Source organism: Planctomycetaceae bacterium (genome assembly GCA_039680605.1).
Classification (GTDB): Bacteria; Planctomycetota; Phycisphaerae; order SM23-33; family SM23-33; genus JAJFUU01.
Genome location: JBDKTA010000031.1, coordinates 15,649 through 37,834, shown reverse-complemented (window position 1 = coordinate 37,834; position 22,186 = coordinate 15,649). Strand labels below are relative to the sequence as shown.

Annotated in this window: 12 protein-coding genes; 7 read left to right on the top strand and 5 right to left on the bottom strand. The window is 64.7% G+C overall.

The features are described 5' to 3' along the window. The first annotated feature begins 271 nt into the window (after positions 1 to 271). The 4 genes from ABFD92_09320 to ABFD92_09305 all read left to right on the top strand — a co-directional run bounded on the left by ABFD92_09320 (position 272) and on the right by ABFD92_09305 (position 5,507). Positions 272 to 2,107, top strand: a complete 1,836-nt coding sequence (locus ABFD92_09320) for a tetratricopeptide repeat protein (GenBank protein MEN6504726.1) — start codon at positions 272 to 274, stop codon at positions 2,105 to 2,107. Positions 2,108 to 2,285: 178 nt separating this feature from the next. Further along, the gene (gene xylA / locus ABFD92_09315) at positions 2,286 to 3,602 is read left to right on the top strand and encodes a xylose isomerase (protein ID MEN6504725.1); all 1,317 of its coding nucleotides are present in this window, start codon (positions 2,286 to 2,288) and stop codon (positions 3,600 to 3,602) included. 140 nt (positions 3,603 to 3,742) lie between these two features. Then, entirely contained in the window at positions 3,743 to 4,849 is a 1,107-nt protein-coding gene (gene ribD / locus ABFD92_09310; GenBank protein MEN6504724.1) for a bifunctional diaminohydroxyphosphoribosylaminopyrimidine deaminase/5-amino-6-(5-phosphoribosylamino)uracil reductase RibD, read from the top strand. A 1-nt stretch (position 4,850) separates the two neighbouring features. Beyond that, positions 4,851 to 5,507, top strand: a complete 657-nt coding sequence (locus ABFD92_09305; GenBank protein MEN6504723.1) for a hypothetical protein — start codon at positions 4,851 to 4,853, stop codon at positions 5,505 to 5,507. A 392-nt stretch (positions 5,508 to 5,899) separates the two neighbouring features. Here ABFD92_09305 and dnaB read toward each other — a convergent pair whose 3' ends face one another. The 3 genes from dnaB to ABFD92_09290 form a co-directional block, all read right to left on the bottom strand. Then, positions 5,900 to 7,312, bottom strand: coding sequence for a replicative DNA helicase (gene dnaB / locus ABFD92_09300; protein MEN6504722.1), 1,413 nt, complete (start codon positions 7,310 to 7,312; stop codon positions 5,900 to 5,902). Between the two features lie 423 nt (positions 7,313 to 7,735). Beyond that, positions 7,736 to 14,101: a hypothetical protein gene (locus ABFD92_09295; protein ID MEN6504721.1), complete on the bottom strand. Its 6,366-nt coding sequence runs from the start codon at positions 14,099 to 14,101 to the stop codon at positions 7,736 to 7,738. Between the two features lie 347 nt (positions 14,102 to 14,448). After that, positions 14,449 to 16,608: a DUF5703 domain-containing protein gene (locus ABFD92_09290; GenBank protein ID MEN6504720.1), complete on the bottom strand. Its 2,160-nt coding sequence runs from the start codon at positions 16,606 to 16,608 to the stop codon at positions 14,449 to 14,451. 132 nt (positions 16,609 to 16,740) lie between these two features. Here ABFD92_09290 and ABFD92_09285 point away from each other — a divergent pair, with 132 nt between their 5' ends. Then, complete coding sequence (locus ABFD92_09285; GenBank protein MEN6504719.1) at positions 16,741 to 17,592, top strand: hypothetical protein; 852 nt, start codon at positions 16,741 to 16,743, stop codon at positions 17,590 to 17,592. Between the two features lie 154 nt (positions 17,593 to 17,746). On the opposite strand, the gene ABFD92_09280 is transcribed toward ABFD92_09285, so the two are convergent. Further along, complete coding sequence (locus ABFD92_09280; GenBank protein ID MEN6504718.1) at positions 17,747 to 18,817, bottom strand: hypothetical protein; 1,071 nt, start codon at positions 18,815 to 18,817, stop codon at positions 17,747 to 17,749. Positions 18,818 to 19,002: 185 nt separating this feature from the next. Here ABFD92_09280 and metK point away from each other — a divergent pair, with 185 nt between their 5' ends. Next, positions 19,003 to 20,217 (top strand): methionine adenosyltransferase, encoded by a 1,215-nt coding sequence (metK, locus tag ABFD92_09275; GenBank protein MEN6504717.1) that lies wholly within the window; start codon positions 19,003 to 19,005, stop codon positions 20,215 to 20,217. A 411-nt stretch (positions 20,218 to 20,628) separates the two neighbouring features. On the opposite strand, the gene ABFD92_09270 is transcribed toward metK, so the two are convergent. Beyond that, positions 20,629 to 21,462 (bottom strand): XRE family transcriptional regulator, encoded by an 834-nt coding sequence (locus ABFD92_09270; GenBank protein ID MEN6504716.1) that lies wholly within the window; start codon positions 21,460 to 21,462, stop codon positions 20,629 to 20,631. 259 nt (positions 21,463 to 21,721) lie between these two features. Between ABFD92_09270 and ABFD92_09265 the strand changes: the two genes are divergently transcribed. Beyond that, the gene (locus tag ABFD92_09265) at positions 21,722 to 22,090 is read left to right on the top strand and encodes a hypothetical protein (protein MEN6504715.1); all 369 of its coding nucleotides are present in this window, start codon (positions 21,722 to 21,724) and stop codon (positions 22,088 to 22,090) included. Positions 22,091 to 22,186: the final 96 nt, after the last annotated feature.

Sequence of the window (22,186 nt, the reverse complement as noted above, 5' to 3'; positions counted from 1 at the left end):
AAGTCCGGGCGATAGGCCGCGATGGCAGGTCTGATAAGGCGTTGGCCGCTTTTTCTCCTCTCTACTCACTACTTTCTCCCGCTCTGTGAGCGACCGGATTTCCTGCCAGGAAATCCGGTCGCTCACGCGGGGCAATGGGGCGGTATAATTTTGTGGCAAAGACGGTGCGGTCGCGGTCTACTGGCAGTCCTAGAGGATGCACGGCATGGCTGAGTATTCGCAATTCACAGGTCGCTTACCTTCTTTCCGGATTTGCGTCCTCTGCTGTCTTGTGTCGCTGGCTGTCGCGGTTGCGCCGGCGGCGGGGCAGGCGATTGGGGCCGCTGGCGGCCCTGCGCCGGCGGCGGTGGGGCAGGTGCAGCAGGTGCAGCAGCTGACGGACCTCCAGCGGCGAGTGAACGAGGCCATCACCAAAGGCGTAGCCTATCTGCGCGCCCAGCAGGGGCGCGACGGCGGCTTCGGCAGCACGCAGTACCGCAACGAGCCCGGATCGGTGGCGCTGTGCGTCCTGGCCTTGCGCAAGAGCGGCGTGCCCAAGACCGACCCGGCCATCAAGGCCGTCCTGCCCTTCATGATGCGCTACGCCGGGCTCGACACGCGCGACTGGGACAAGCACGCCGTCTACAACTGCGGCATCATGCTGCTGGCGCTGGACAGCCTCTGTGAAGACACCGACGAGTTCGGCAAGCGCGTCCACAAGCGACTCTACGTGACGGCCATGGCCAATCTGGGCACCACGATCGTCGGCGCCCAGGCCGCCAACGGCGGGTGGGGCTACAAACGCGGCAGCGAGAATCAGGACCTGTCCAACACCCAGTACGCGGTGCTGGGTCTGTGGGCCGTGTCGCGCAACAAGATCTCCGTGCCCAAAGAAACCTGGCTGCGAGCGGCAGGGTATCTGATCAACATGCAGGACAACTACGGCGGGTTCATCTACACCAACTCGGGCAAGCATCGCAGCGGCGCCAATCATCCCATGACGGCCGCGGGCATCGGGTGCCTGGGCGTGTGCATTCTCCAGGCTACCGGAAAGCGCATCAGCCGCGAAGATATCGCCGGAACGTATCTGAGCCCCATTGACAAGAATGCCGACGCCAAGAACGAAGCCGCCCAGGCCGCCGCCAAGGCCAAGCGCAAGACGCCGGCAGAACTGGCCATCGAACGCGGTTTCGACTGGATCGGCCGCAACGGCGTCTATCAGAGCGACGCGTATTATCTCTACGGTCTCGAACGCGCCTGCGCGCTGACGCAGACGCAGAAGATCGGCAAGCAGGACTGGTACGAAGTGGTAGCCGACCGGATCTGCACCGCCCAGAAAGGCGACGGGTCGTGGTCTAACGGCGGTCCGGTCGTCAAGGATGACCCGATCCTGGCGACGTGCTGGAATCTGCTGGTTCTCGAACGCGCCACTGAGCAGATGCTCGGGAACTACTACCCCGGCACCTACTCCTCGGCCAACAGCCCCGGCGCCGAAGACCCGGCGCCGGCGCCCGCGCCCGGTACTCCCGCCACGCCTGCCGCTCCCGTTGCAGGCAACGCGCCGCCGGCCGCCCAGATCCCCGGCGCCGTCGCGCCCGGGACGTCGACTTCCGGCCAGACCGGTCCGACCCGGGCCGAAGAACTGCTCCTGCTGCGGCGGTACATCACCTCCGGCGACACCGCCTCGGCGGGCAAACTCATCTCGGCGATCTTGCGGAGCGAGAACGGCGAAGGAGCGCCAGCCGATACCGAACACGGAAAGCTTGCCCGGATCCGCGCCTTGATCACGCTCAACCAGGTCAATAACGCGATGGGACTCCTGGGCGACCTGCTGCTCGAACACAAAGTCACCGTGCCGGCAGAGCAGGGCGGCGCCGCTGCGCCGCCCGCCCAGCTACCCGTGCAACCCGTCCCGCCGGCGCCGGCGGCCGCTACGCCGCCGCCCGCCAAGCCCTCCGAGCCCGCGCCGCCGCCGAAATCCTCTGCCGCCGACATGCTCAAGACCGCCAGGGAACTTCTCAAGGCCGGCCAATGGGACAACGCCAAAGCGGCGCTGGACGAGCTTATCAAGTCGCACCCGGACACCCCCGAGGCCACGGAAGCCGCCAAGTTGCGCAGGGTCCTGTAGCGTTTCGCCGCGCAGCGCCTCCTCCGCGGCGGTCCAACATTCGCTCATTCCGGAGTAACACGCTCTTGCGGCGCGGGCGGGGCGCTTTTACAATGCTTCGCTGTTTTGCCCGCAGAAAGATCACGAGACGACACAGGGCCGCCCATCGCGGCGCTAAGGACTTGAAGGAGAGTACATCATGGCCGAAGCCTTTCCCGGAATTGCGAAGATCAAGTATGAAGGTCCGGACTCCAAGAACCCGCTGGCGTTCAAGCACTACAACGCCAAGGAAAAGATCGAAGGCAAGTCCATGAAGGACCACCTGCGTTTCGCGGTGGCCTACTGGCACGCTTTCCGCAACGGCTGCTCCGACCAGTTCGGCGGGCCCACGCGCCAGATGCCCTGGGACGACGGCACCAGCAGCGTCGCCAACGCGCAGGCGCGCGTGAAGGCGGCATTTGAGTTCTTCACCAAGCTCGGCGTGGACTTCTACTGCTTCCATGACCGCGACGTGGCCCCCGAAGCGGGCACCCTCTCCGAAACCAACAAGAACCTCGACGCGGTCGTCAAGGTCCTCAAGTCCGAGCAGGACCGCACCGGCGTCAAGCTGCTCTGGGGCACCGCCTGCCTGTTCTCGCACCCGCGCTTCATGCACGGGGCCGGCACGAGCTGCAACGCCGACGTCTTCGCTTACGCCGGCGCGCAGGTCGCCAAGGCGCTGGAAGTGACCAAGGAACTCGGCGGCCAGGGTTACGTGTTCTGGGGCGGGCGCGAAGGCTACAAGAGCCTGCTCAACACCAACATGCCGCGCGAGCTCGACCACATGGCCCGCCTGCTGCAGCTTGCGGTGGACTACAAGAAGCAGATCGGCTTCAAGGGCCAGTTCTACATCGAGCCCAAGCCCAAGGAACCCACCAAGCACCAGTACGACTTCGACTGCATGACGGTGTACGGGTTCCTCGTCCGCAACGGCCTGGACAAGCATTTCCAGTTCAACGTCGAGGCCAACCACGCCACGCTGGCCGGGCACACGTTCCACCACGAGCTCGAGACGGCCGCGGCGCTGGGCATGCTCGGTTCCGTCGACGCCAACCGCGGCGACCTGCTGCTGGGCTGGGACACCGACCAGTTCCCCACCGACATCTACGACGCGACGATGGCGATGCTGACGATCCTCAAGGCCGGCGGGTTCACCACCGGCGGATTGAACTTCGACGCCCACGTGGCGCGCGAGAGCTTCGAGCCGGTCGACCTGTTCTACGCCCACATCGGGGCGATGGACGCTTTCGCCCGCGGGCTCAAGATCGCCGCCGCCATCCGCAAGAGCGGGGCGATGGACAAGTTCGTCGCCAAGCGCTACGCGAGCTGGGACAAAGGCATCGGCGCCAAGATCGAAAAGCGCCAGGTCGGTCTGCGCGAGCTGCAGCAGTACATGCTCAAGAAGGGCGAAGCCGACGCCAACGAGTCCGGCCGCGTGGAACTGCTGGAGAATATCCTGAACGAGTTCATTAAGTAGGACCTATGGAGTGCGGCAGCCATAGCTGCCGCTTTGGAAGTTGTTTGATTGCGGAAAACTGCAAAAGCGGCAGCTAAGGCTGCCGCACTCCATAGAATCCGCAATCCGAAATCCGCAATCGAACGTATAGATGGGTGCCAATGGCTGACGACATCAAGTTTATGACCCTGGCGCTGGAGTGCGCCGCCCGCGGGCGGGGCGAGGTCGAGCCCAACCCGATGGTCGGGGCCGTTGTCGTGCGCGACGGCGTCGAGCTGGCGCGCGGATGGCACAAGAAGTTCGGCGGACCCCACGCGGAAATCGAAGCCCTCTCCGCCGCCCGCGCCGCCGGCATCAATCCGGCCGGGGCCACGATGTACGTCACCCTCGAACCCTGCTGCCACCAGGGCAAGACCCCGCCCTGCACCGCTGCGCTGATCGACGCCAAACTCGCCCGAGTAGTCGCCGCCATGGTCGACCCCGATCCGAAAGTGTCAGGCCAGGGCATCGCCGCGCTCAAGAAGGCCGGCATCGTCACCGAGGTCGGCGTCATGCAGGACCAGGCCCGCCAGCTCCTGGCCGCCTACGTCAAGCACCGCACCACCGGGCGCCCCTGGGTCATCTGCAAGTGGGCCCAGACCACCGATGGATACATGGCCATGCCCCCCGGCGGCGGGCGGTGGATCTCCTCCCGCGCCAGCCGCGACCGCGTCCACCAGATCCGCGCCTGGTGCGACGGCGTCGTCGTCGGCATCGGCACGCTGCTGGCCGACAACCCGCACCTGGGAAACCGCAGCGGCAAGGGCGGACAGCCCGCCCGCATCGTGCTCGACTCGTCGCTGAGAACGCCCATCGAGTGCCAACTCGCCGCCACCACCGACCGCGCAAAGCTAATCATCGTCACCGCCCCCGGCGCCGCGGCCGCCAAGCCCCTCGTCGCCCAGCGCCTCCGCAGCCGCGGGGCAGAGATCATCGAATTGCCCGCCGCCGAAAAGGGACTCGACCTCGGCGCGCTGCTCGATGAACTGGGCCGCCGCGGTTGGATCAGCGTCCTGATCGAGGGCGGCTCGGCCGTGCTGACCAGCGTGCTGGAGCAGAAACTCGCCGACGAGGTCATCGTGTTTGTCGGCCCGCAGAAGGTCGCCGCCCCGGCGGCGACGCTGCCGCGATTGGACATCGCCCAACTCCAGAACGCTCTGCCGCTGACGTGCCTTGGCGAAACCGCCGTCGACATCGACCGCATGCTGCGGTTCCAGTTCAGGCACTGACATGACCACCACCCCGCCGCCCCTGACTCCGGCAGACGTTCCAGCCGCACAAGACGCAGGGGCGGCCTCGCCGCTGACGGCAGAGCAGCTCATGCAGTTCCAACAGGCCCAGGAGCGGGCCGCCAAGTTCCGTCGCGCGACCGGCATGGCCATGTTCAACGCTGTCACTTTCGGCATCTGTGCGGCCGGGTCGGCGCTTGTGGCGATGATCTCGCTGGCGATGGGCGAGCGGGACATCTGGGGCGTCATCCTGACGCTGGGCCTCTGCGCCGCTGCCTGGTGCGAGTGGCGGGGCAGGGCGATGCTGCTGGCTCTGGACGTGCGAGGCCCGCGCCTGCTGGGATGGAACCAAGTGGGCCTGATGACGATGGTCGCCGTCTATTGTGCCTGGCAGATCGGCCAGGCGTTCCTGACCCCGCTGGACCCCGCAGCCGCGCAATCCTACGCACAGATCAAGTCGTCGCTGGGAATCGACATGGCCAAGTTCTACCGCCAGGCGACGCTGGGCTTTTACGTGCTCGTGGCGATGACGGTATTCCTCTTCCAGGGCCTCTGCGCCCGCTACTACTTCAGCCGCGGAAAAATCCTCAAAGACTACCTTGCCCAGACCCCCCAGTGGATCATCGACCTGCGGCGAATGCAGCAGCCGGGAAAGTAAGTAGCATGGGCATCTTGCCCATGAGTCCCACGGAAACAAACAACCGACGACGACGAGGACGAGGACGAGGACGAGGACGAGGACGAAAAGAACACTCCCCCTGACGATTTCTTGTTTTTGTTTTAATCCTCTTAATCCCGAGAATCCGCGTAATCCCGCACTCCCTGCTCCCGTCCCCGTCCCCGTTTCTAATCCTCTTAATCCCGAGAATCCGCGTAGTCCCGCACTCCCCGTCCCCGTCCCTGTCCCCGTTTCTAATCCTCTTAATCCCGAAAATCCGCGTAATCCCGCACTCCCTGCTCCCGTCCCCGTCCCCGTTTCTAATCCTCTTAATCCCGAGAATCCGCGTAATCCCGCACTCCCCGTCCCCCTCCCTGTCCCCGTCCCTGCAATCAATACGTCCCGCCACTGTCGTAAACCTCGGGCGAGGCCGATTCGAAGCGCGTGCAGTCGGGCAGGAACGTCAGATGCACCGTGCCGGTGGGGCCGTTGCGCTGCTTGGCCACGATCAACTCGGTCACGTTGCGGGGCATGTAGTCCGGCTCGCCGCGGTGGTAGTAGTCTTCGTTGTGCAGCAGCGAGACGACGTCGGCGTCCTGCTCGATCGAGCCCGACTCGCGAAGGTCGCTCATGCGCGGGCGGTGGCTGGGTCGGTCTGCCGGGCCGCGGTTGAGCTGCGCAGCGCAGATCACCGGGATGTTCAGCTCGCGCGCCAGCGCCTTGATCCCCCGCGACATTTCGGTGATCTGTTCCTGGCGGCTGTCGGCGCGGCCGCTGTAGGTCATGAGCTGCAGGTAGTCGATGAACACGCACTTGATCCCGTGCGAGGCGTGCAGGCGGCGGGCCTTGCTGCGAAGCTGCAGCGCCGTCAGCAGCGGCGAATCGTCGATCAGCAGCGGCGCCTGCTCCAGGTCGCCCGCGGCCATCTGGAGCTGCGTCCAGTCCTCAGCCGAGATCATGCCCCGCCGCATCTGACGCAGGTTGAACCGCGCGTGCGAGCTCAGCAGGCGCTGGGCGAGCTGGGCCTTGGACATTTCCATCGAGAACACCACCACCGGCAGCTTTTCCGTCACGGCCATGTGCTCGGCGATGTTGAGCAGGAAGCTGGTCTTGCCCATGGACGGCCGCGCCGCCAGGATGATCATCTCGCCGTTCTGGAACCCGCTGGTCATTTCATCGAGCGCCGGATAGCCCGTGGCCGTGCCGGTGACCAGGCGCCCGTCCGATTCCTGCAGCGTCTCGAAGGTCTCCTGCAGAAGGCTGCCGAGAGTGACGGCCTGGTCGCCGATCTGGGCGGTGGCGATTTTGAATACGAGGCGTTCGGCGTTTTCGATGATGTCGGGGGCTTCGTCGCGGCTGTCGTGCGCGTCGCGCGTGATCTTGCCTGCGGCGATGATCAGGTCGCGCAGCAGGGCTTTGTCGCGCACGATCTTGGCGTAGTATTCGGCGTTGGCGGCGTTGGGCACGCCGTCGACGATGGCGACGAGGTAATCGACGCCGCCGATCTGCTCCAGCAGCCCCAGGCGCGACAGCTCCTCGCGCAGCGTCACCAGCTCGATGGGCTTGCCAGCCGTGCTCATGTCGATGAGCGTCTGGTAGAGCGTCTGGTGGGCCGGGCGGAAGAAATATTCCGCCTGGCAGACCTGTGCGACGATGTCGATCGCCGTGCGGTCGATGATCATCGAGCCGATGGTGCAGACCTCGGCCTCGATCGAATGCGGCGGAACGCGCTGGGAAACCAGAAGCGGATCGGACGCATCAGGACCGCGCGCGATATTCGGGGCAGGTACGTTTGCAGTAGTCATGGCAGCCTTCCTTGGCAATTGAGGCGCGGGATAGGGTACGGTAGGGCAACGCGTTTGTCCAGCACACCGGGACCAGAAAAAACCGACGACGAGGACGAGGACGACGACGAGGACGACGAATCAGGGATTGCATGTCGTGTCGCGGGCGTCTCGCCCGCGCGTAACGAGGGCATCTTGCCCTCGCCTCCCGCTCTTGTTGTTCAGCTTCCGCGGGCGAGACGCCCGCGGGACTCGCGGACAAGATGTCCGCGACACGAAAGAAAAGTTCCGCCGTCGTTATCTCGTCCTCGTCGTCGGTTGTTTCCCTGATCGCACCGGAGACAACCGCGTCGAGTAAACTCGACCGCTAACAAATCCATCCATCCATCCATCCATCCATCCATCCATCCACCCATCCATCCATCCATCCCCTCTTCCTCCGCCTCAAGGAAATGTCAGTTCAGTCTCACTGGTTTGCTTCATTCCGGCAGGCGGATTGGCTTCTCGCACGACGGCGCCGTTGGCTTCGCTGAAGATCAGGACGGCGAACTTCTCCACCGCCCGGCGATCGCTGATGCTCACGGATGCGTAGTCGAACATCCCGCGCAGGTCGGTGTACCCGTCTTTGTAGAACGCCGGCTCGTTCTGGCCGGCGTGGCGGGCGTAGACCTTCACGTATACCTTCGCGAGGGCCTTACCGTCTGGCCCCGTCACGCGCAGGCGGCCGTAGTTTTCGACCATCTGCACGTTCATCGAGTTGGCGTAGTACGCCTGGCTCTTGCGGGCGGCTCCGGCGACGATCTCGATCATCACGTTGCTGTTGTGATACTCCCTGGGCAGGTCGAACACCGTTTCGCCCGAGGGCTGCTTGGGCGTGATGATGATAGCCGTGCTGCTGGGCTTGACGTACGCGAACTGCCCCGACATCTGCTGCACGAAGGGGTTCTTCGAGAACAGCAGCTCGACGTCCATCAGGTAGTAGTGTACCTGCAGCTTGGCGGCGTTCTGGTGCGTCACGGTGACCTTGCGGGCCTCGACGGTGAAGTCCACGCTCGCCTCGCCGGCCGCCAGATTCGCCTGAAGCTGCTCGCGGCTCTTGTCGTCGATGACGGCGGGCTTCTTGCCGCTGATCTCATCTAGCTGCGCCGCGACGGTGTTGAAGAGCTTGCGCCAGCGGTCCACCGGATAGTCGGCGTACTGCTTGGCCACCGCGGCGGCCGTGGGCAAATCCTCGGCGTAAAACGCGGCGTACGCCTTGAAGTAATCGTACTGCAGCCGCGTGGCCAGGGCGTCGGCCTTGACGCGGGCGAAGAAGGCCAGCCCCTCCTCGACGCGGTCCTGCAGCAGCATGTAGTACGTGACGGCCATCAGGTCGTCGTCGTCGAGCTTGCTCTTGCACGCCAGGACCTGCAGCAGCGAGGCGTACTGCCCGGCCAGGCGGTCGTTGGCGATCTGGCGCTGCGGGCCCAGCTTGTGCGCGCGGGCGTTGATCAGCGGGGCGTACTCCAGGTGCTGGTAGGCCTTGCGGACGACCGGGTCGATCTTCAACAGCGGCGAGGTGAGGTACGGCCCGCACGCTGCCGCGAACGTGTCGCGATGCTGGAGGTACTCCGCCGCTGCGGCTGCATCGTCATGCTTGAGTGCGTACGACCAGAGCACGTCGCTGTAGACGTGGCGGTCCTTGAGCAGGGCGATGACGGCCTGGAAGAACGCCTTGTCGGGCATCCGCCAGGCGATGCGTTCGAGGTTGAGTCGCTCGATGTTGTTGTCACGCATAAACCGCAGCACGTCGGCGCTGGAGGCGTCCTGCGAGACGTAGTTCCACGAGGTCGTGTCGACCTTCGTGAGCTTGGCCACGGCCTTGAGGGTCGCGTCAGGCGCGGCGCCGGCGAGCATGCCGCTGCGCGAGACGCGCGCGCCGTAGTGGTTGAACGTCCCGCTCAGCGGGAAGTAGAAGAAATACTCCTGCGTCTTGGTCGAGTAGGGCGGCAGGAGCACGCTGACGCTGCGCGTGTAGAGGCCGTCCTGCACCGGCATGGCCCCCTTTGGGACCTGCAGCAGCAGCTCGAGCTTGCGCGGCGAGGAGGTCGGGTTGGTGACGATCACCTGGCAGCCGTACGCGGCGCCGACGAGAAACTCCTCGGTCACGAACTTGTCCAGCCGCTCGGGCCCTTCATAGCGATAGCGGTCGGAGGGGCTGAAGTAATTTTGGCTGACCAGGATCGGCAGAGCGGCCGGGTCGTCCTTGGCCGGTTGAATCTCGCGTACGACAACGATCGCCGGCCCGGCGGCCTTGAGCGTCACGGCCGGCAGATCGGTCTTGATCTCGTGCTTGGCCGCCGTGAAGGGCAGGTCCAGCACAGACAGGGCGAACATGATCTCGGTGAAGCTGCCGTTGGCCTGGGCGAAGTGGGCCGAGAGGAACGGCCCCTTGGCCGGTCCCCTGTAGTCCGCCGGCGCGTGTCCGGCGTAGTCGTTCCAGAACGCGTTGACGCCCACGAGCTTTTCGTTCTGCGCAGCGATGGGCAGGCGGTAGTAATTGTTCTCAGCCAGTTCCTGCGTCTGGTCCACCTGGCGGAAAAGCTCGTGCCTCTGCTTTCGGATGGCCGCGTCCCTCTTGAGCGCCTCCTTGCGTTCGTTCTTCTCCATTGTTTCTTCGAACTTTCTGGACCATTCTCTAGCCTGCTTTCCAGTTACCGAATCCGCAACGGCTGCCGGGGATGGCACCGCGGGCATGGGCGGCGCCTCTGCGGGCGACGAGGCGGGCGAGTCGCCTGCCGCGCCTGCTTCCGAACCTCCCATTGGTTCTCCTGCCACAGTCAGTTGTTTGGCAACGTCTCGCCTATCATTCAGCTCCCCGCCGCGTGGACCTTCCAGCGCACTGCCGGCGATGGCGATTCGGAACAGGTCGTTGAGATAATCTACGTTGGGCGGGATCAGGTTAAACGTGTCGCGGATGTGGCGGGAAACGTTGTCCCCCTCGCGATGCACGCGCTGGCCGAGCAGAATTCGCTCTACGGCGTTGAGCCGCTCGAACGCCCACGGCTGGGCGTACGCCGAGAGGTCCTCGCCGATCATCCAGCGGTCCATGAAGGTCTTGTCTTTCTTGTTCCTGAGGTACGGCAGGACGACCTTGCGGAAGAAGTCCGCGTCTTTCTTGTAGAGGAAGAAGTTCAGCTCGTGACAGGCGTACTGCGAATATTTCTCGCGTTTCTCGGCGTCCTTCATCGCCGGCCAGTTCAGGATGAAGGCGAACTCGGCCAGCTTGGCCGGGGCGTCGCCCTTGCCCAGCGTGACGTAGAGGCCGTACGCGCGGGCGAGGCTGTCGTACGTTTCCCACTTCGACGACGCCGCGTCGCGCAGCGTCAGGCTCTGGCCGCTCTGCAGCGTCTCGATGTGCTTCTGCTCGGCGAAATGCTTCCCGGCCAGCGCCTGTTTGTCCAGTCGCAGGTCGAGCATGGGCATGGCGGCCTCGTCCAGCGAGATCTCCCGATACGCCGCCTCGGCCGCATTCACCGCCAGCACGCGCACCTGGTGGTGAGCCCCCAGGTCTTTGCGCGCCACGGTGACGACGCCGGCGGCGTCGGGCTTGAGGCCGATCAGCACCGCGGCCTGCTGGCTGAGGAAGTCCAGGTTGCTGCCGGTGACGGCTTGCATCCGCCTGCCCCAGGAACCGAACACTCCTGTCCCGGGCGCCCCGGCGCCGCCGGCCAGTCCAACCAGGCGAGGCCCCTGGAAGGCTTGGAGCATTCCGACGTCTGTCTTGTCCCTGGCCCAGGGATTGAGTAGCAGGCCGGGGCGTTCGAGCATGTTCCCGGGATACTTCTTTGCGTACTTGCGGTCGAGAATGTAGCGGTACTCGTCGCCGATATTGCGACCGGCCGCATAGCTGCTCTCCAGCGGCTCGCTGGGTTCGATGCTCGGTTCGCCCGATTGCAGCGGGCCGCCTAGGCCCATCAGGCCATAGCGGGGCATGTACCGCGTGGCCGTCACGTAGACGCGCGTCGCCGCGCCGGCGCCGGAGAGCTTGATCTTCAACTCGTCCTTGCCGGCCGTTACGGAGGTAATCTGCAGCGGCACGGGATTGGTGGTCTCGATCTTGCGGCTGGGCGTAAGGTAGTATCCTTCCGCAGCCGCGCCGGCGGTCACGTGAATGTCGACAACCCTCTGGTCCTCAACATCGAGTTGGTACTTCCCCGGCGGCAGGGGGGCGATGACGATGTAGCCTTCTTCGATCTTCATCGCGTCGAAGCGGTCGGCCACGAACGTGCTCTGTCGCACCTCCAACAGCGAAAAGTCCGGCCGGTCGGGCTTGGCAGCCTTGCCCATGTAGGGAACGCGGATCGGCTTGTCCGCAGGCGAGGTGACGGTGCGGATGTGCGAGTGCAGATCGCCGCTGAGGGTCCAGAGACCGGTGGCCCTATTGCCGCCGTCGCCGCTGTTGATTTTTGCCGCCACCATCCTGATGTCGGGCAGCGGACCCAGGACGATGCGGCCGGCGTCGTCGCTGCGCAGCATGAGTTGCACGTTCTGGACGAAGTCTTTGTGCCACAGCGCCACGTCTACGCTACGTGACGTCAGCGGTTCGCCCGTCTTTCCACGCACCTCCAGCACGTAGCTTCCGGCCGCGCGCATGAGATGCACATCGTCTGTTCGTGCGGTCTTGTCGATCTCGTTGAGGGCGAAGCCCTCGCTGGCCGACAGGTCCTCTTTCTTGTTCCTGCTGAGGTTCTGCACCTTGCCCTTGAGCGTGAAATGAATGTAGGCGAGGTTCTCGGGCACCTGGAACTCGGCCGTAGATTCCTGGTCTTCAGTGAGCTTGAAGTCCTTGATCTCGCGCGTGGTTTTGGTGCCTTCGCGGTCGGTGGCCACAATCGTCAGAACGGGCTCTTCTATCAGCGAGACGGCCGCCCGCTCGCCGGATACCAGCAGCGCCGTTCGCACGATGACGGTAGCCTTGCGCGAGGCCAGCAGGCTCTCGCGGTCTACATAGAATCGCGCCGGCAGTTCGTAGTTTTCCTCGCGGTGCTTGAACCTGGCCAGGCAGGAAAGCTCGCCGCGGGTGATGACGATCGACTGCTCGATGGCGGCGGTGGTGTAGGGGATGGTGATGGTCCCATCCTTGTCCGGCGTGTACAGGTGCCCGCTCATCCAGATGGTCGCGTCGGGGACCTTGCGGTTGTTCTCGTCGATGATCGTGAAGACGTGCCCGGCAGCGCCGCGGCGCTCGAGGTGTCGCAGCAGGCCTTTCTGGATCAGCGCGCGGCTGGAGATGCCGTTGCCGATGAACTCGACGACGTACACGCCAGGCTTGCTGAGGGTCTTGAGCTCGAAGCTGCGCGCCACGCGCCGCAGCGGCGGGCTGTCGTACTTGAGGGTCTGCTCCTCGTTGGCGGTCAGGCCTTCCAGGTCGATATCCAGACCGACCGGCTGCGCCTTTTCGCGGTACCAGTTGGCCGCGTTGATCTGGTAGACCTTCACAATCAGGTTGGTCACGTTCTTGACGTGTACGGTCAGCTTCACCGCCTCGTCAGCCGCGAAGAGCGTCTTGTTGGACGGGTCGAAGTCGATGTCGATGCGGTCCTTCAGCGTCTGGTGGAACTGCGGGCTGGCCAGGCCGTACAACGCCTGCATCTCGCCGATGCCGCCGGTGGCCTTGGCTTCGACGAACGCTTCCTTGATGAACGTGTCGTTGACGAAGGGCAGGTAGTCGTTGAAGTCCTTCGCGTCGGCCAGGAAGTGCATCAGGAAATCGCGCACCAGCGGCGTGTCATCGCCGATGGGTCCGTAGCCGGTGTGGGCGGAGAAGTTATCGCCCAGGCGGGCGGGGTTGTCGCGCCGCGATGGGTCCTGCAGATACTCCGCCCGCATGTACGGGCAGGGGCGCGGCAGCTTGAGGTACTCCATGAAGAGGTCTTTGTCATAGCGGCCGCTCTTGCGGTCGAGCACCAGGCGATTGTAGAGCACGTTGGCCTTGAGCGAATTGTGTACCGGCCCCAGCCGCTGGGCGAACGCCCAGACGCGCTCGAGGTGGGCCTTCTGCCGGGCGGGGTCGTGCGGCAGGTCGACATCCGCGCCGGGCCGCAGCTTGGACAGGTACGCGTAGACGAAGGCGTGCTGGTTGAGCAGATAGCTTCTGGCCAGCAGCAGTTCGTCGAGCTGCGCCTGCGTGAGCATCGCGTGGATCGGCAGGGCGCCGAAGGAATGCCCCTGCCGCTCGTTGAGGTCCGCTGCGATGAGCGTGACCACGCCGGGGTAGTCCGGCCGGTCAAGCCGGCTCAGCAGATGGCGGCGCTGCTGCCACGACAGGTCCCTCTGCGCCAGCCAGCCAAAGGCGCTGGGCTCGAAGCCTTCGGTGCTGTTGGGGTTGTTCTTGAACTCGCGCTGGGTGAGGGTCTGGCGGCTGATGAGGCTGGCGTCGAGCGTTGTAGGCAGGTCCGCTCGCGGGCCGGTGATTGTCCGGGCGTGGTCGAACCGCAGGGCCAGGCGGTTGACGAGAAACTCCAGCGTCTTCTGTGGCTCCGTCGCATAGCGCAGCAGCGCCTGGCGGTTCTCGATCTGAAGATACAGCGGCGTCGCGCCGTGGGCGGCCGCCCACGGGGCAAGGGCGTTGTCCACCTCGTCGAGCTTGCCGGTGTTCTGCCACTGCAGGCAGCGGTAGTAGTAATACTGGTCGGTCCCGCTGACGAGCTGCGCGATGGCGGCCTCGCGGTCGGTCGAGAGGGCGAACTTTTCCGCGAAGTCGATATCGCCGCCCCAAGCCCAGCCGCAGCATCCCAGCACGACGACAAGAAGAGCAGACCGTTTCATGTGAGTGTCCTTTCCCGTTGACGATAGACTTTAACCGCTGTCGATTGGACGTTCTAGAGGGCGAAAGAATTCAGGGAAAAGAAGAAAAACCGACGACGAGGACGAAGAAAGGGACGAAGGGCGCGCACGTTAGCGGCGGGGCTTGCCCCGCGGGGTTTCTTCCCTGACCGAACAACCGCGCGGGACAAGTCCCGCCGCTAACGATTCCATTATTCCATTATTCCGCCGCCCCATGGCGACCCGCTAGAAAGAAAAACGCGTGTCGCCATGCCACCCATCCAGACGCTCTTCCGCCGCGTCGTCCTCGTCGTCGTCCTCGTCCTCGTCGTCGGTCGTTTTCCCGTCCTCTACTCGGCCACAACATCCTTCCGCCGCGCCTTTGGCGTCACCGTCAGCGACACGATCTTCCCGTCGCGGACGGACGCCTCGACTGTCGTGCGCCCGGGGGCTCGGAGCTTGAAGTCGGCGCTCCACTCCTTCGGCCAGGCGGGCAGGAGGTAGATCTTGCCGTCGTCGGCTTGCAGGAGCATCGTCTGGAGCGTCATCAGCAGATTGCCGCCATGGCACTGGTCGGGGGTCCAGTCGAAGTTGGGTCCCCAGAAGACCGGGAACCGCGCCTCGGGGTTCTTGTTGCCCGCGCGCTCGGCCACCTGGCGGGCGGCCTCTTCGGCCAGGCCCAGCAGGGCGGCCTGCGTGTCGTTCTGGTGCCATCCGACGCACGCGGGGAAGGTGCGGCGCTTGTACGTCTCGCGGCCGACCTCGATGTTCTCTTTGCCCACGCCGAAGAGGCGGAAGGGGAAGACGGCGTAGAGCTCGGGGTTCTCGCCGTTGCCGCGGTCCTGCAGCGTCTGAGCGGCCGGCAGGATGAACGTGCCTTGCTCGTCCTGCTTGACCGGCAGGGGCGGCACCTTAGCGGTAAGGCGGTCCCACAGCGCCTGGCGCTTGGACGTGATGACCTTGGGCGGCAAGAACGCCAGCCGCGCCAGCACCCACGCCAGGCCGGCGATGTCGGGCGTCGGGTTCACGGCGTCCTGCCAGGTCTCCAGCGACTGGGCGGGATACATGCACATGGCGCCGTCGGCGTCGAGCTCGTAGTGCTGGTCCCAGAAGGTCAGCAGGTCGTCGCTGGCGGGGATGAGCACCTCGACGAGGAACTTTTCGTCGAGCGTGTATTCGTAATAATCCAGCATCATCGCCAGCAGTTCCGGCGACGAGGTGTACTCGCGGCGGATGTAGCGGTTGGTCATGTCGCCCACGCGCAGGCCTGTGCGGTCGAGGCCGTAGTCGCCATTGGTGTGCAGGCCCCAGAAGTACATCGTCTCGGGGATGAACGCCCCGGCGTGTTTGAACCAGACCTTCGTGCGGTGGCGGGCCAGCGGCAGCGACGCGGCGTACATGTCGAAGACCGGCTGCATCATGTCCCAGTCGCCGCTGGCGAGCATCGGCCAATAGGGCAGGCGGGTGTTCTGCCACCAGTATGCCCCGCCCCAGGCGCGGTAGTCCGGGTCGCCCTGGTATTCGAAGCAGAAGATCGAGCCGTTGAACTTGATGGGGCTGGCCCCGCGGCCGCCGCAGGCGCTGACCCATCGCTGCAGGATGTAGTTGCGGCAGACGGTCTGGGCTTTTTGGTCCTCGCCGCCGTCGATGTAGATGTAGCTGCGATTCCAGAACGCGTCCCACCACTGCGCGTGGGCGGTGCGGGCCTGTTCGATATCGATGGCGGACTGGGCCTTTTCCAGCTTGGCGAGATTGTCCAGCCATCGCTTGGGCGTCGGCGTCACTTCGCACAGCGGGTAGATCGACAGCACGAACTTGTTGCCCGGCGCGGCCGCGGCCAGGTGCGTCGTGTCGCGGCGCACGAGACCCTCGCCCCGCATGGCCGCGCCGAACGTGCGGCCCAGCAGCGGGTCGGCCTTGTGCTCGAAGCCGCCCAGCCCCTGGTGTTCGAGGTTGGCGGCGTAGATCGAGCTCTCGTTGCGGTGGTACCACACGAGGCGGTCGCCGCCGGCGTCGACGATCGTGTCGGGGTACGCACACGCCGGGCGGCGGCAGCGCGCGTCGCCGGAGAGGCCGTTGATCGTTCCGGCCTGGGCGGCCTCCGTGCGCCACAATTCGAGGGCGGCCTGCATCTCGAACGGCTCGGGGCCGTCGGCCTCGATGTGGATGGCGGGGTTGTTGGCGTCGACCCACGCCCGCAGCGTCATCGCGCCGGCGCGGATGACGATCTGGCCCTCGTGCAGGCAAAGTTCCTGGCGGAAGGCCAAGCTCGCGGCCAGCGGGTCGGGCGTGAAGGTCACGCGCACGCGGGCGAGTTTGAGAAGCTGGCCCTGCTCGCTCCAGGCGTCGGTCTTGCTGATCAGCAGCACGAGGCTGCCCGGCGCGCCGTCGCGGGCGGCCTGGGCCCAGAGGTTCACGCCGATGTCGCCGTTGCCGATGGGCATCGAGCCGGCCGAGTCGGCGCTGGGGCTGTCCCAGATCACGTTGTACTGCTGCGGGGGGTGTGTCATAACCGGAACTCCTGATGAAGCCGGAATTGTGCCCGACGGCGGCTGCATTCCCAAATGTTTTTCAATTGGAAATTGGAAATCGGAAATTGGAAATGATCTGATACAGTCGCTGCAAGCTCAAAGGATACGCCCGTGAGACTGACGACCGACTGGCACATTCACTCCGTGGCCTCTTGCGACTGCCGCAGCACCGGCATGAGCGTGGCCGAGATCGTCGCCGGCGCCGCGGCGCAGGGGATTACCGATTTCGGCCTGACCGACCATCTGCACACGCGGCTGAACCTTCCGGACCTGCGTTTGTCGCGCGAGGCGTTCCTGGCGTGCGATCCCTCGCCGCGATTTCATTTTGGCGTCGAGGCCACGTGCCTGCGGCAGTGGGAGGTTGACGAGATTGCGGCCGGTCGCGTCACGGGCGACTACGGCGCGGGCGATGTCGGCCCCGGCGGGGGAGCCCTGGCGATCGACCTGACTGCCGCGGACGTGGAAGAGCTGGGCATCGAGTATGTCATCGGGGCAGCGCACGGGGCCAAGGGCACGGCGAAGGAGCGCTGGCCGATCATCGAGGCGCACTTCCGCCAGTACCTGTTTCTGGCGGCGCATCCGCTGGTGGACATCCTGGCGCATCCGTGGTGGTGGTCGAGCGGGTTCGCCAACGCCGACGGCTCGTTCAGCACGCTGCCATGGTTCGACGACTTCCGCGTGATCCCGCGCACCATGCACGAAGAGCTGGCCGCGGCGCTGGTGCAAACGGGCACGGCCGCCGAGATCAACCCCGGCGTGGCGCTGACGTGGCATTATCCGGCGGCCTGGAAGCAGCAGTACATCGAGTACATGGCCTGGCTCAAGAGCCGAGGCGTCAAGCTCGCCACCGGCTCCGACCGCCACCTTCGCCCCTACGACAGCCGCTACAGCGAGCTCGCGCCGCTGCTGGAAAGCGTAGGCATCCGCGACGAGGACCTCTGGCGCCTCCCGCCGCGGGCGTGATGGCAAACCTAATTTCTAATTTCTAAATCCTAAGCAAACCGCAAATTACAAATCAGAAACTCAAATGATGGCGCCTGCCGCGTTTGATTCATTGGATCATTGTTGTTTTGAATTTATTTAGAATTTAGTGCTTAGGATTTTGAGCTTTCGCCCCTCAGGTATTCTGCTCCAGCCACTTGACGATCTCGTCGGCCTGGCGCTGATCCTTGGCGCCCATGGCGTAGAAGACCAGGTTGGGCTTGAGCTGGGGGTGGAGGACTTTGAGCTCGTCGAAACTGCAGCCGACATAGAGGCTCTTGCCTGCGGCCTGGAATCGCTGGAGCAGGTCCACCCACTGCAGCATCGAGGGCTTCTCGTCGCCGGCGGAGATCGTCCACTGGATCGAGTCGAGGCTCTTGATGCCCGTGATGGCGTCGAAGTGCGCCAAAGCCCCACGGCCGTCGTAGTGGTAGACGCTGTGGTCGAGGTAGTCGCACTCCTCCGTCAGGGCCGGCAGGACGAACTCGTTGAACTGCGCCGGCGACAGCAGCAGGCAGAAGTCGCACTGCACGGCCGCATAGCGACCCTCGCAGAAGTACGGCAGCCAGCCGATGGTTCCGCGTCCGGCCATGCCGCCGGCTTCGTAGAGCGCATCGTACATTTCGCGGTAAAGTCGGCGGACGTTGTCCATGGCGGCGCGCACCAGCTCGGGCGTGTCGATCAGGTCCATGCACAGGCGGTCGGGCCGGCGGATGGCGGCCAGCCAGTCGAAGTTCGAGTGCATGTCGAGCATGCCCACCAGGAACTTTCCGGCTCCGCGTGCGGCGGTCTTGCGGCACATGTCGAGCATGCGCGCCCACGAGTCGTTGCCGGCCCCGAGCTCCAGCGGCAGCACGTCGTTCCAGTCTTCGACGAAGGGCGCCGACCAGGTCGTGCTGTTGCTGTCGGGCGAGCTGTCCAGGCGCGCCCCGACGAAGGCGGCCACCTGGTCGGGCCCGAAGGAGGGTCCGCAATAGGGCATGGCCTCGGCGGCGTAGTAGATCTTCGACATGAACGCCTCGGCCTTGTTCAGGATGTCGTCGTAGTCGGCGTCGGGCATGAACTGCCAGGGATAGCCCTGCACGTCTTTGGCGCCGTCCTTGACGCAGGTGATGCTCACGCAGGGACGCTTGATGAGGTCCTTGTTCCAGAACGCCTGCCAGTGCAGCAGCGCGTCGTCGAGGTTGGGCTTGAACGCCAGGTCCATCGGGTGTTGTCCTTTTGTAGGGGGCCGATCCGCCGCGGGCGAGTGTACCAAGTGGAGCCCCCGCGGGGGAGCCCCTTGCAACTTTCGGCAGGGGGAGCTTGTTTGTGGGCCTCCAAGACCGTACACTTTACGGCTTGCCTGATGTGCCCGGGCCGACGCACGGGCCAGCCTATATGAGGACGATTATGGCCAACAACCGAGTTCACCTGTTTACCAGCGAATCCGTCACCAAGGGACACCCCGACAAAGTGGCCGACCAGGTCAGCGATGCCGTTCTGGACAGCCTCATCCGCCAGGACCCCGCCGCCCGCGTCGCCTGCGAAACGCTTGTTTCCACCGGTCTGGTGGTCATCGCCGGCGAAGTGACGGTACACAACCACAAAGCCGAAGAGGCCCTGCTCCAGGTCGAGCAGACCGCCCGCGACACCATCAAGTCCATCGGATACGACGACCCGACGACCGGGTTCGACTACCGCGCCTGCACCGTCCTGCGGGCTCTGCACAGCCAGAGCCAGGACATCTGCCAGGGCGTCACCGGCGGCAAGAAGAAAGCCCAGGGCGCCGGCGACCAGGGGCTGATGTTCGGATTCGCCTGCAACGAGACCAAGGCCCTGATGCCCCTGCCCATCCACCTGGCCCACCGCCTCAGCGCCCGCCTGAGCGAAGCGCGCGAGCAGGGCGTCATCAAGTGGCTGCGACCCGACGGCAAGAGCCAGGTCACCATCGAATACGTCGACAACGTCCCCACCCGCATTCACACCGTGGTGGTCTCCACGCAGCACACCGAAGCCGTCATCAATCCCCGCACCGGCAACATGGACGACAAGGCCCGCAAGGAAATCGTCGAGAAAATCATTCGCCCGGTGGTGATGGCCGAATGCCCGAAGATGTGGAATAACCGCATCCTGTTCCACATCAATCCGACCGGCCGATTCGTCATCGGCGGTCCCCACGGCGACACCGGTCTGACCGGTCGCAAGATCATCGTCGACACCTACGGCGGTCGCGGCGCCCACGGCGGCGGGGCCTTCTCCGGAAAGGACCCCTCCAAGGTCGACCGCTCGGCCAGCTACATGGCCCGCTACATCGCCAAGAACGTGGTGGCGGCCCGCCTGGCCGACATCTGCGAAGTGCAGCTTTCCTACGCCATCGGCATCGCCGAGCCCATCAGCGTCCTGGTCGACTGCGAAGGCACCGCCCGAGTTCCCGAACGCCTGATCGCCAAGGCTGTCGGAGAACTGTTCCCGCTGACCCCCAGCGATATCATCAAGAAGCTCGACCTGCTGCGACCGATCTATCAGCCCACCGCCCACGACGGGCATTTCGGCCGAAGCGGAAACGGGTTCACCTGGGAAAAGACCGACATGGTCGCCAAGCTCCGCGCGGCCTGCAAGCTGTAATCGGCCGTTATCCCTCAGCAAAAGTCAAAGACGCGGAGAAAACCCAACGGTTTCCTCCGCGTTTTTGTTTTCTTCCCGGCAGATCATAGTCAGACTGTCAGTCATGATCGGATGGATTATCTCAAGAGTGGGCCACAGAGACAGAGGACTTTGCATAACCTCAGCGGGGCTGCATTGCCCCGTAGGGGCAAAGCGTTCTTAGCCCAGGGCGCCCCCCAATGGAGCCCCGGCGGGGCGGACGTAGTTGTCTGCGATCGTCACGGCCGCCCCTCCGGGGCTCATTGACTCTGCGCATCATTCCCAGGGCTTGGGGTCGCTTCGCTCGCCCCGCGCCCTGGGCTAAGCACGTAGGCCCCTCTGGGGCCAAAACTCAATCCGCGAGCCAAAATCTGAAATGGGCAGCGGCCTTTTTTATAGCCAGCGGTAACCGGCCGAACCGTGCGGCTGGGCGACCGACAAGGTCAGGTGCCGCCAGATGGCGTACGCCTGCACCCGCTGCGACGGCAGCGTCACGCTGGGGTACGCCGGGTTGAGACTCTCCAGGTGCGCCTGCGAACCCTCGACGACGAGCCTCTTGAGCCGGGCGCTGCGCTGTCCGGTGCCGTCGTCGGTCAAGACCGCGCATATCCCGCCATCGACCGTGTGATTGGGGTCCACGATCACCACGTCGCCGTGGCAGAAGCGGGGCAGCATCGATTGCCCCTCGATGATCAGCGCGAAGGCGTTGTGCGGCGCTCCGGCGTAGCGAAGGTACTGGTACGCCAGACCCGCTGGGTATGATTCCGCCTCGGTCGTGTCGAGCCCTTGACCGGCTGCCAGACGCCCGATGATCGGAAGGTACTGGCTGGGCCAATCCGCCGGGAGCTGTTCGACGTCGACGATATCGAACCCCGGCGGCAGGGCCGGTTCAGCCGCTGCGGGCGAGGGCCTGCGACGCGGTGCGTATCCCATCGCCGGCGCCAGCTGGGACATCTCTTCATCCGAGAGCTTTTCCACCAGCAGGTGCAGGACGCTCCTGAGATGGCCGCTCTGAGACGGGCGGCCTGGGTCGCTGCCTGTTTCCAGAAATTCCAGCGGAACGCCGAGGGTCTGGGCGATCTGCTGTGCAAGTGCCGCACTGGGCTGAAGTTGGTCGCGTTCGATACGCCCGATGGTATTGGTAGCGCAGCGGCACCGTGCGGCGAGCTCAGACTGGGTCATCGCCAGCGACTTACGGGCTTTTCTTACGTTATTCCCATTTACCATGTGTCCACATTATAGAAAATTAATTTATTGAAGACAAGGCATTTCTGCAAAAAATCTTTTGACTCAAGATGTTACGTAATATAAAATAGTTGCCAACGTAGCAAAATTACTTGCCTCGGCCGTCCAGGCGCTATAATGCGGGTGTTGGCGAACACGTGAGACCCTGGGCGGAGACGACCTTCTGACTGGCCGGACGCATCCTGATGAACCTGCCGGCGGTGATCGTCTGGAAGCGGCGGGGCAGAGGCTGGCTTGGGCATTGACGGCCGGCGAGGTGAGCCTCAAGACCGTGCGGGCTCAATACGACTTTGACCGTTCGATGTGGTCTGCCGGTCCAGCCCGCGCCCGCTCGATGATGGCTCTGAATGTTGTTGCCGAGATTGCGGTGGCGGGCCCGGCGGACCTGGACCTGGACCTGGACCCGGACCAGTTGACCGCGGCGGCGATTCTGGCACTGGAAGCCCAGCAGCACCGCGTGGCGGCGATGGTGTGCTCTGCGGTGCGGCAAGGATGCACATTACGGACTTTGCGGGGCATGGAGGACCTCAAGGCGGCGGTTCATCTGCGCCAATGTTCGGGCACGGACCGCGCGCGGATGCGTCTGACGATCGCAGTGGAGATGTGTTGAGTGACGATCATCTGTTCGATCTGCAAGTGGCAGCAGCGATGGGTCAGCAACAAGCCCAGGGGGTGCCCCGCATGCGGGGCGCGCTTCGTCAGCAGC

Excerpts from the sequence above, each read along its gene's own strand:
- xylA (MEN6504725.1), top strand. The coding sequence starts at position 2,286 with ATGGCCGAAGCCTTTCCCGGAATTGCGAAGATCAAGTATGAAGGTCCG.
- ABFD92_09305 (MEN6504723.1), top strand. The coding sequence starts at position 4,851 with ATGACCACCACCCCGCCGCCCCTGACTCCGGCAGACGTTCCAGCCGCA.
- dnaB (MEN6504722.1), bottom strand. The coding sequence starts at position 7,312 with ATGACTACTGCAAACGTACCTGCCCCGAATATCGCGCGCGGTCCTGAT.
- ABFD92_09270 (MEN6504716.1), bottom strand. The coding sequence starts at position 21,462 with ATGGTAAATGGGAATAACGTAAGAAAAGCCCGTAAGTCGCTGGCGATG.
- ABFD92_09280 (MEN6504718.1), bottom strand. The coding sequence starts at position 18,817 with ATGGACCTGGCGTTCAAGCCCAACCTCGACGACGCGCTGCTGCACTGG.
- ribD (MEN6504724.1), top strand. The coding sequence starts at position 3,743 with ATGGCTGACGACATCAAGTTTATGACCCTGGCGCTGGAGTGCGCCGCC.
- ABFD92_09290 (MEN6504720.1), bottom strand. The coding sequence starts at position 16,608 with ATGACACACCCCCCGCAGCAGTACAACGTGATCTGGGACAGCCCCAGC.
- metK (MEN6504717.1), top strand. The coding sequence starts at position 19,003 with ATGGCCAACAACCGAGTTCACCTGTTTACCAGCGAATCCGTCACCAAG.
- ABFD92_09295 (MEN6504721.1), bottom strand. The coding sequence starts at position 14,101 with ATGAAACGGTCTGCTCTTCTTGTCGTCGTGCTGGGATGCTGCGGCTGG.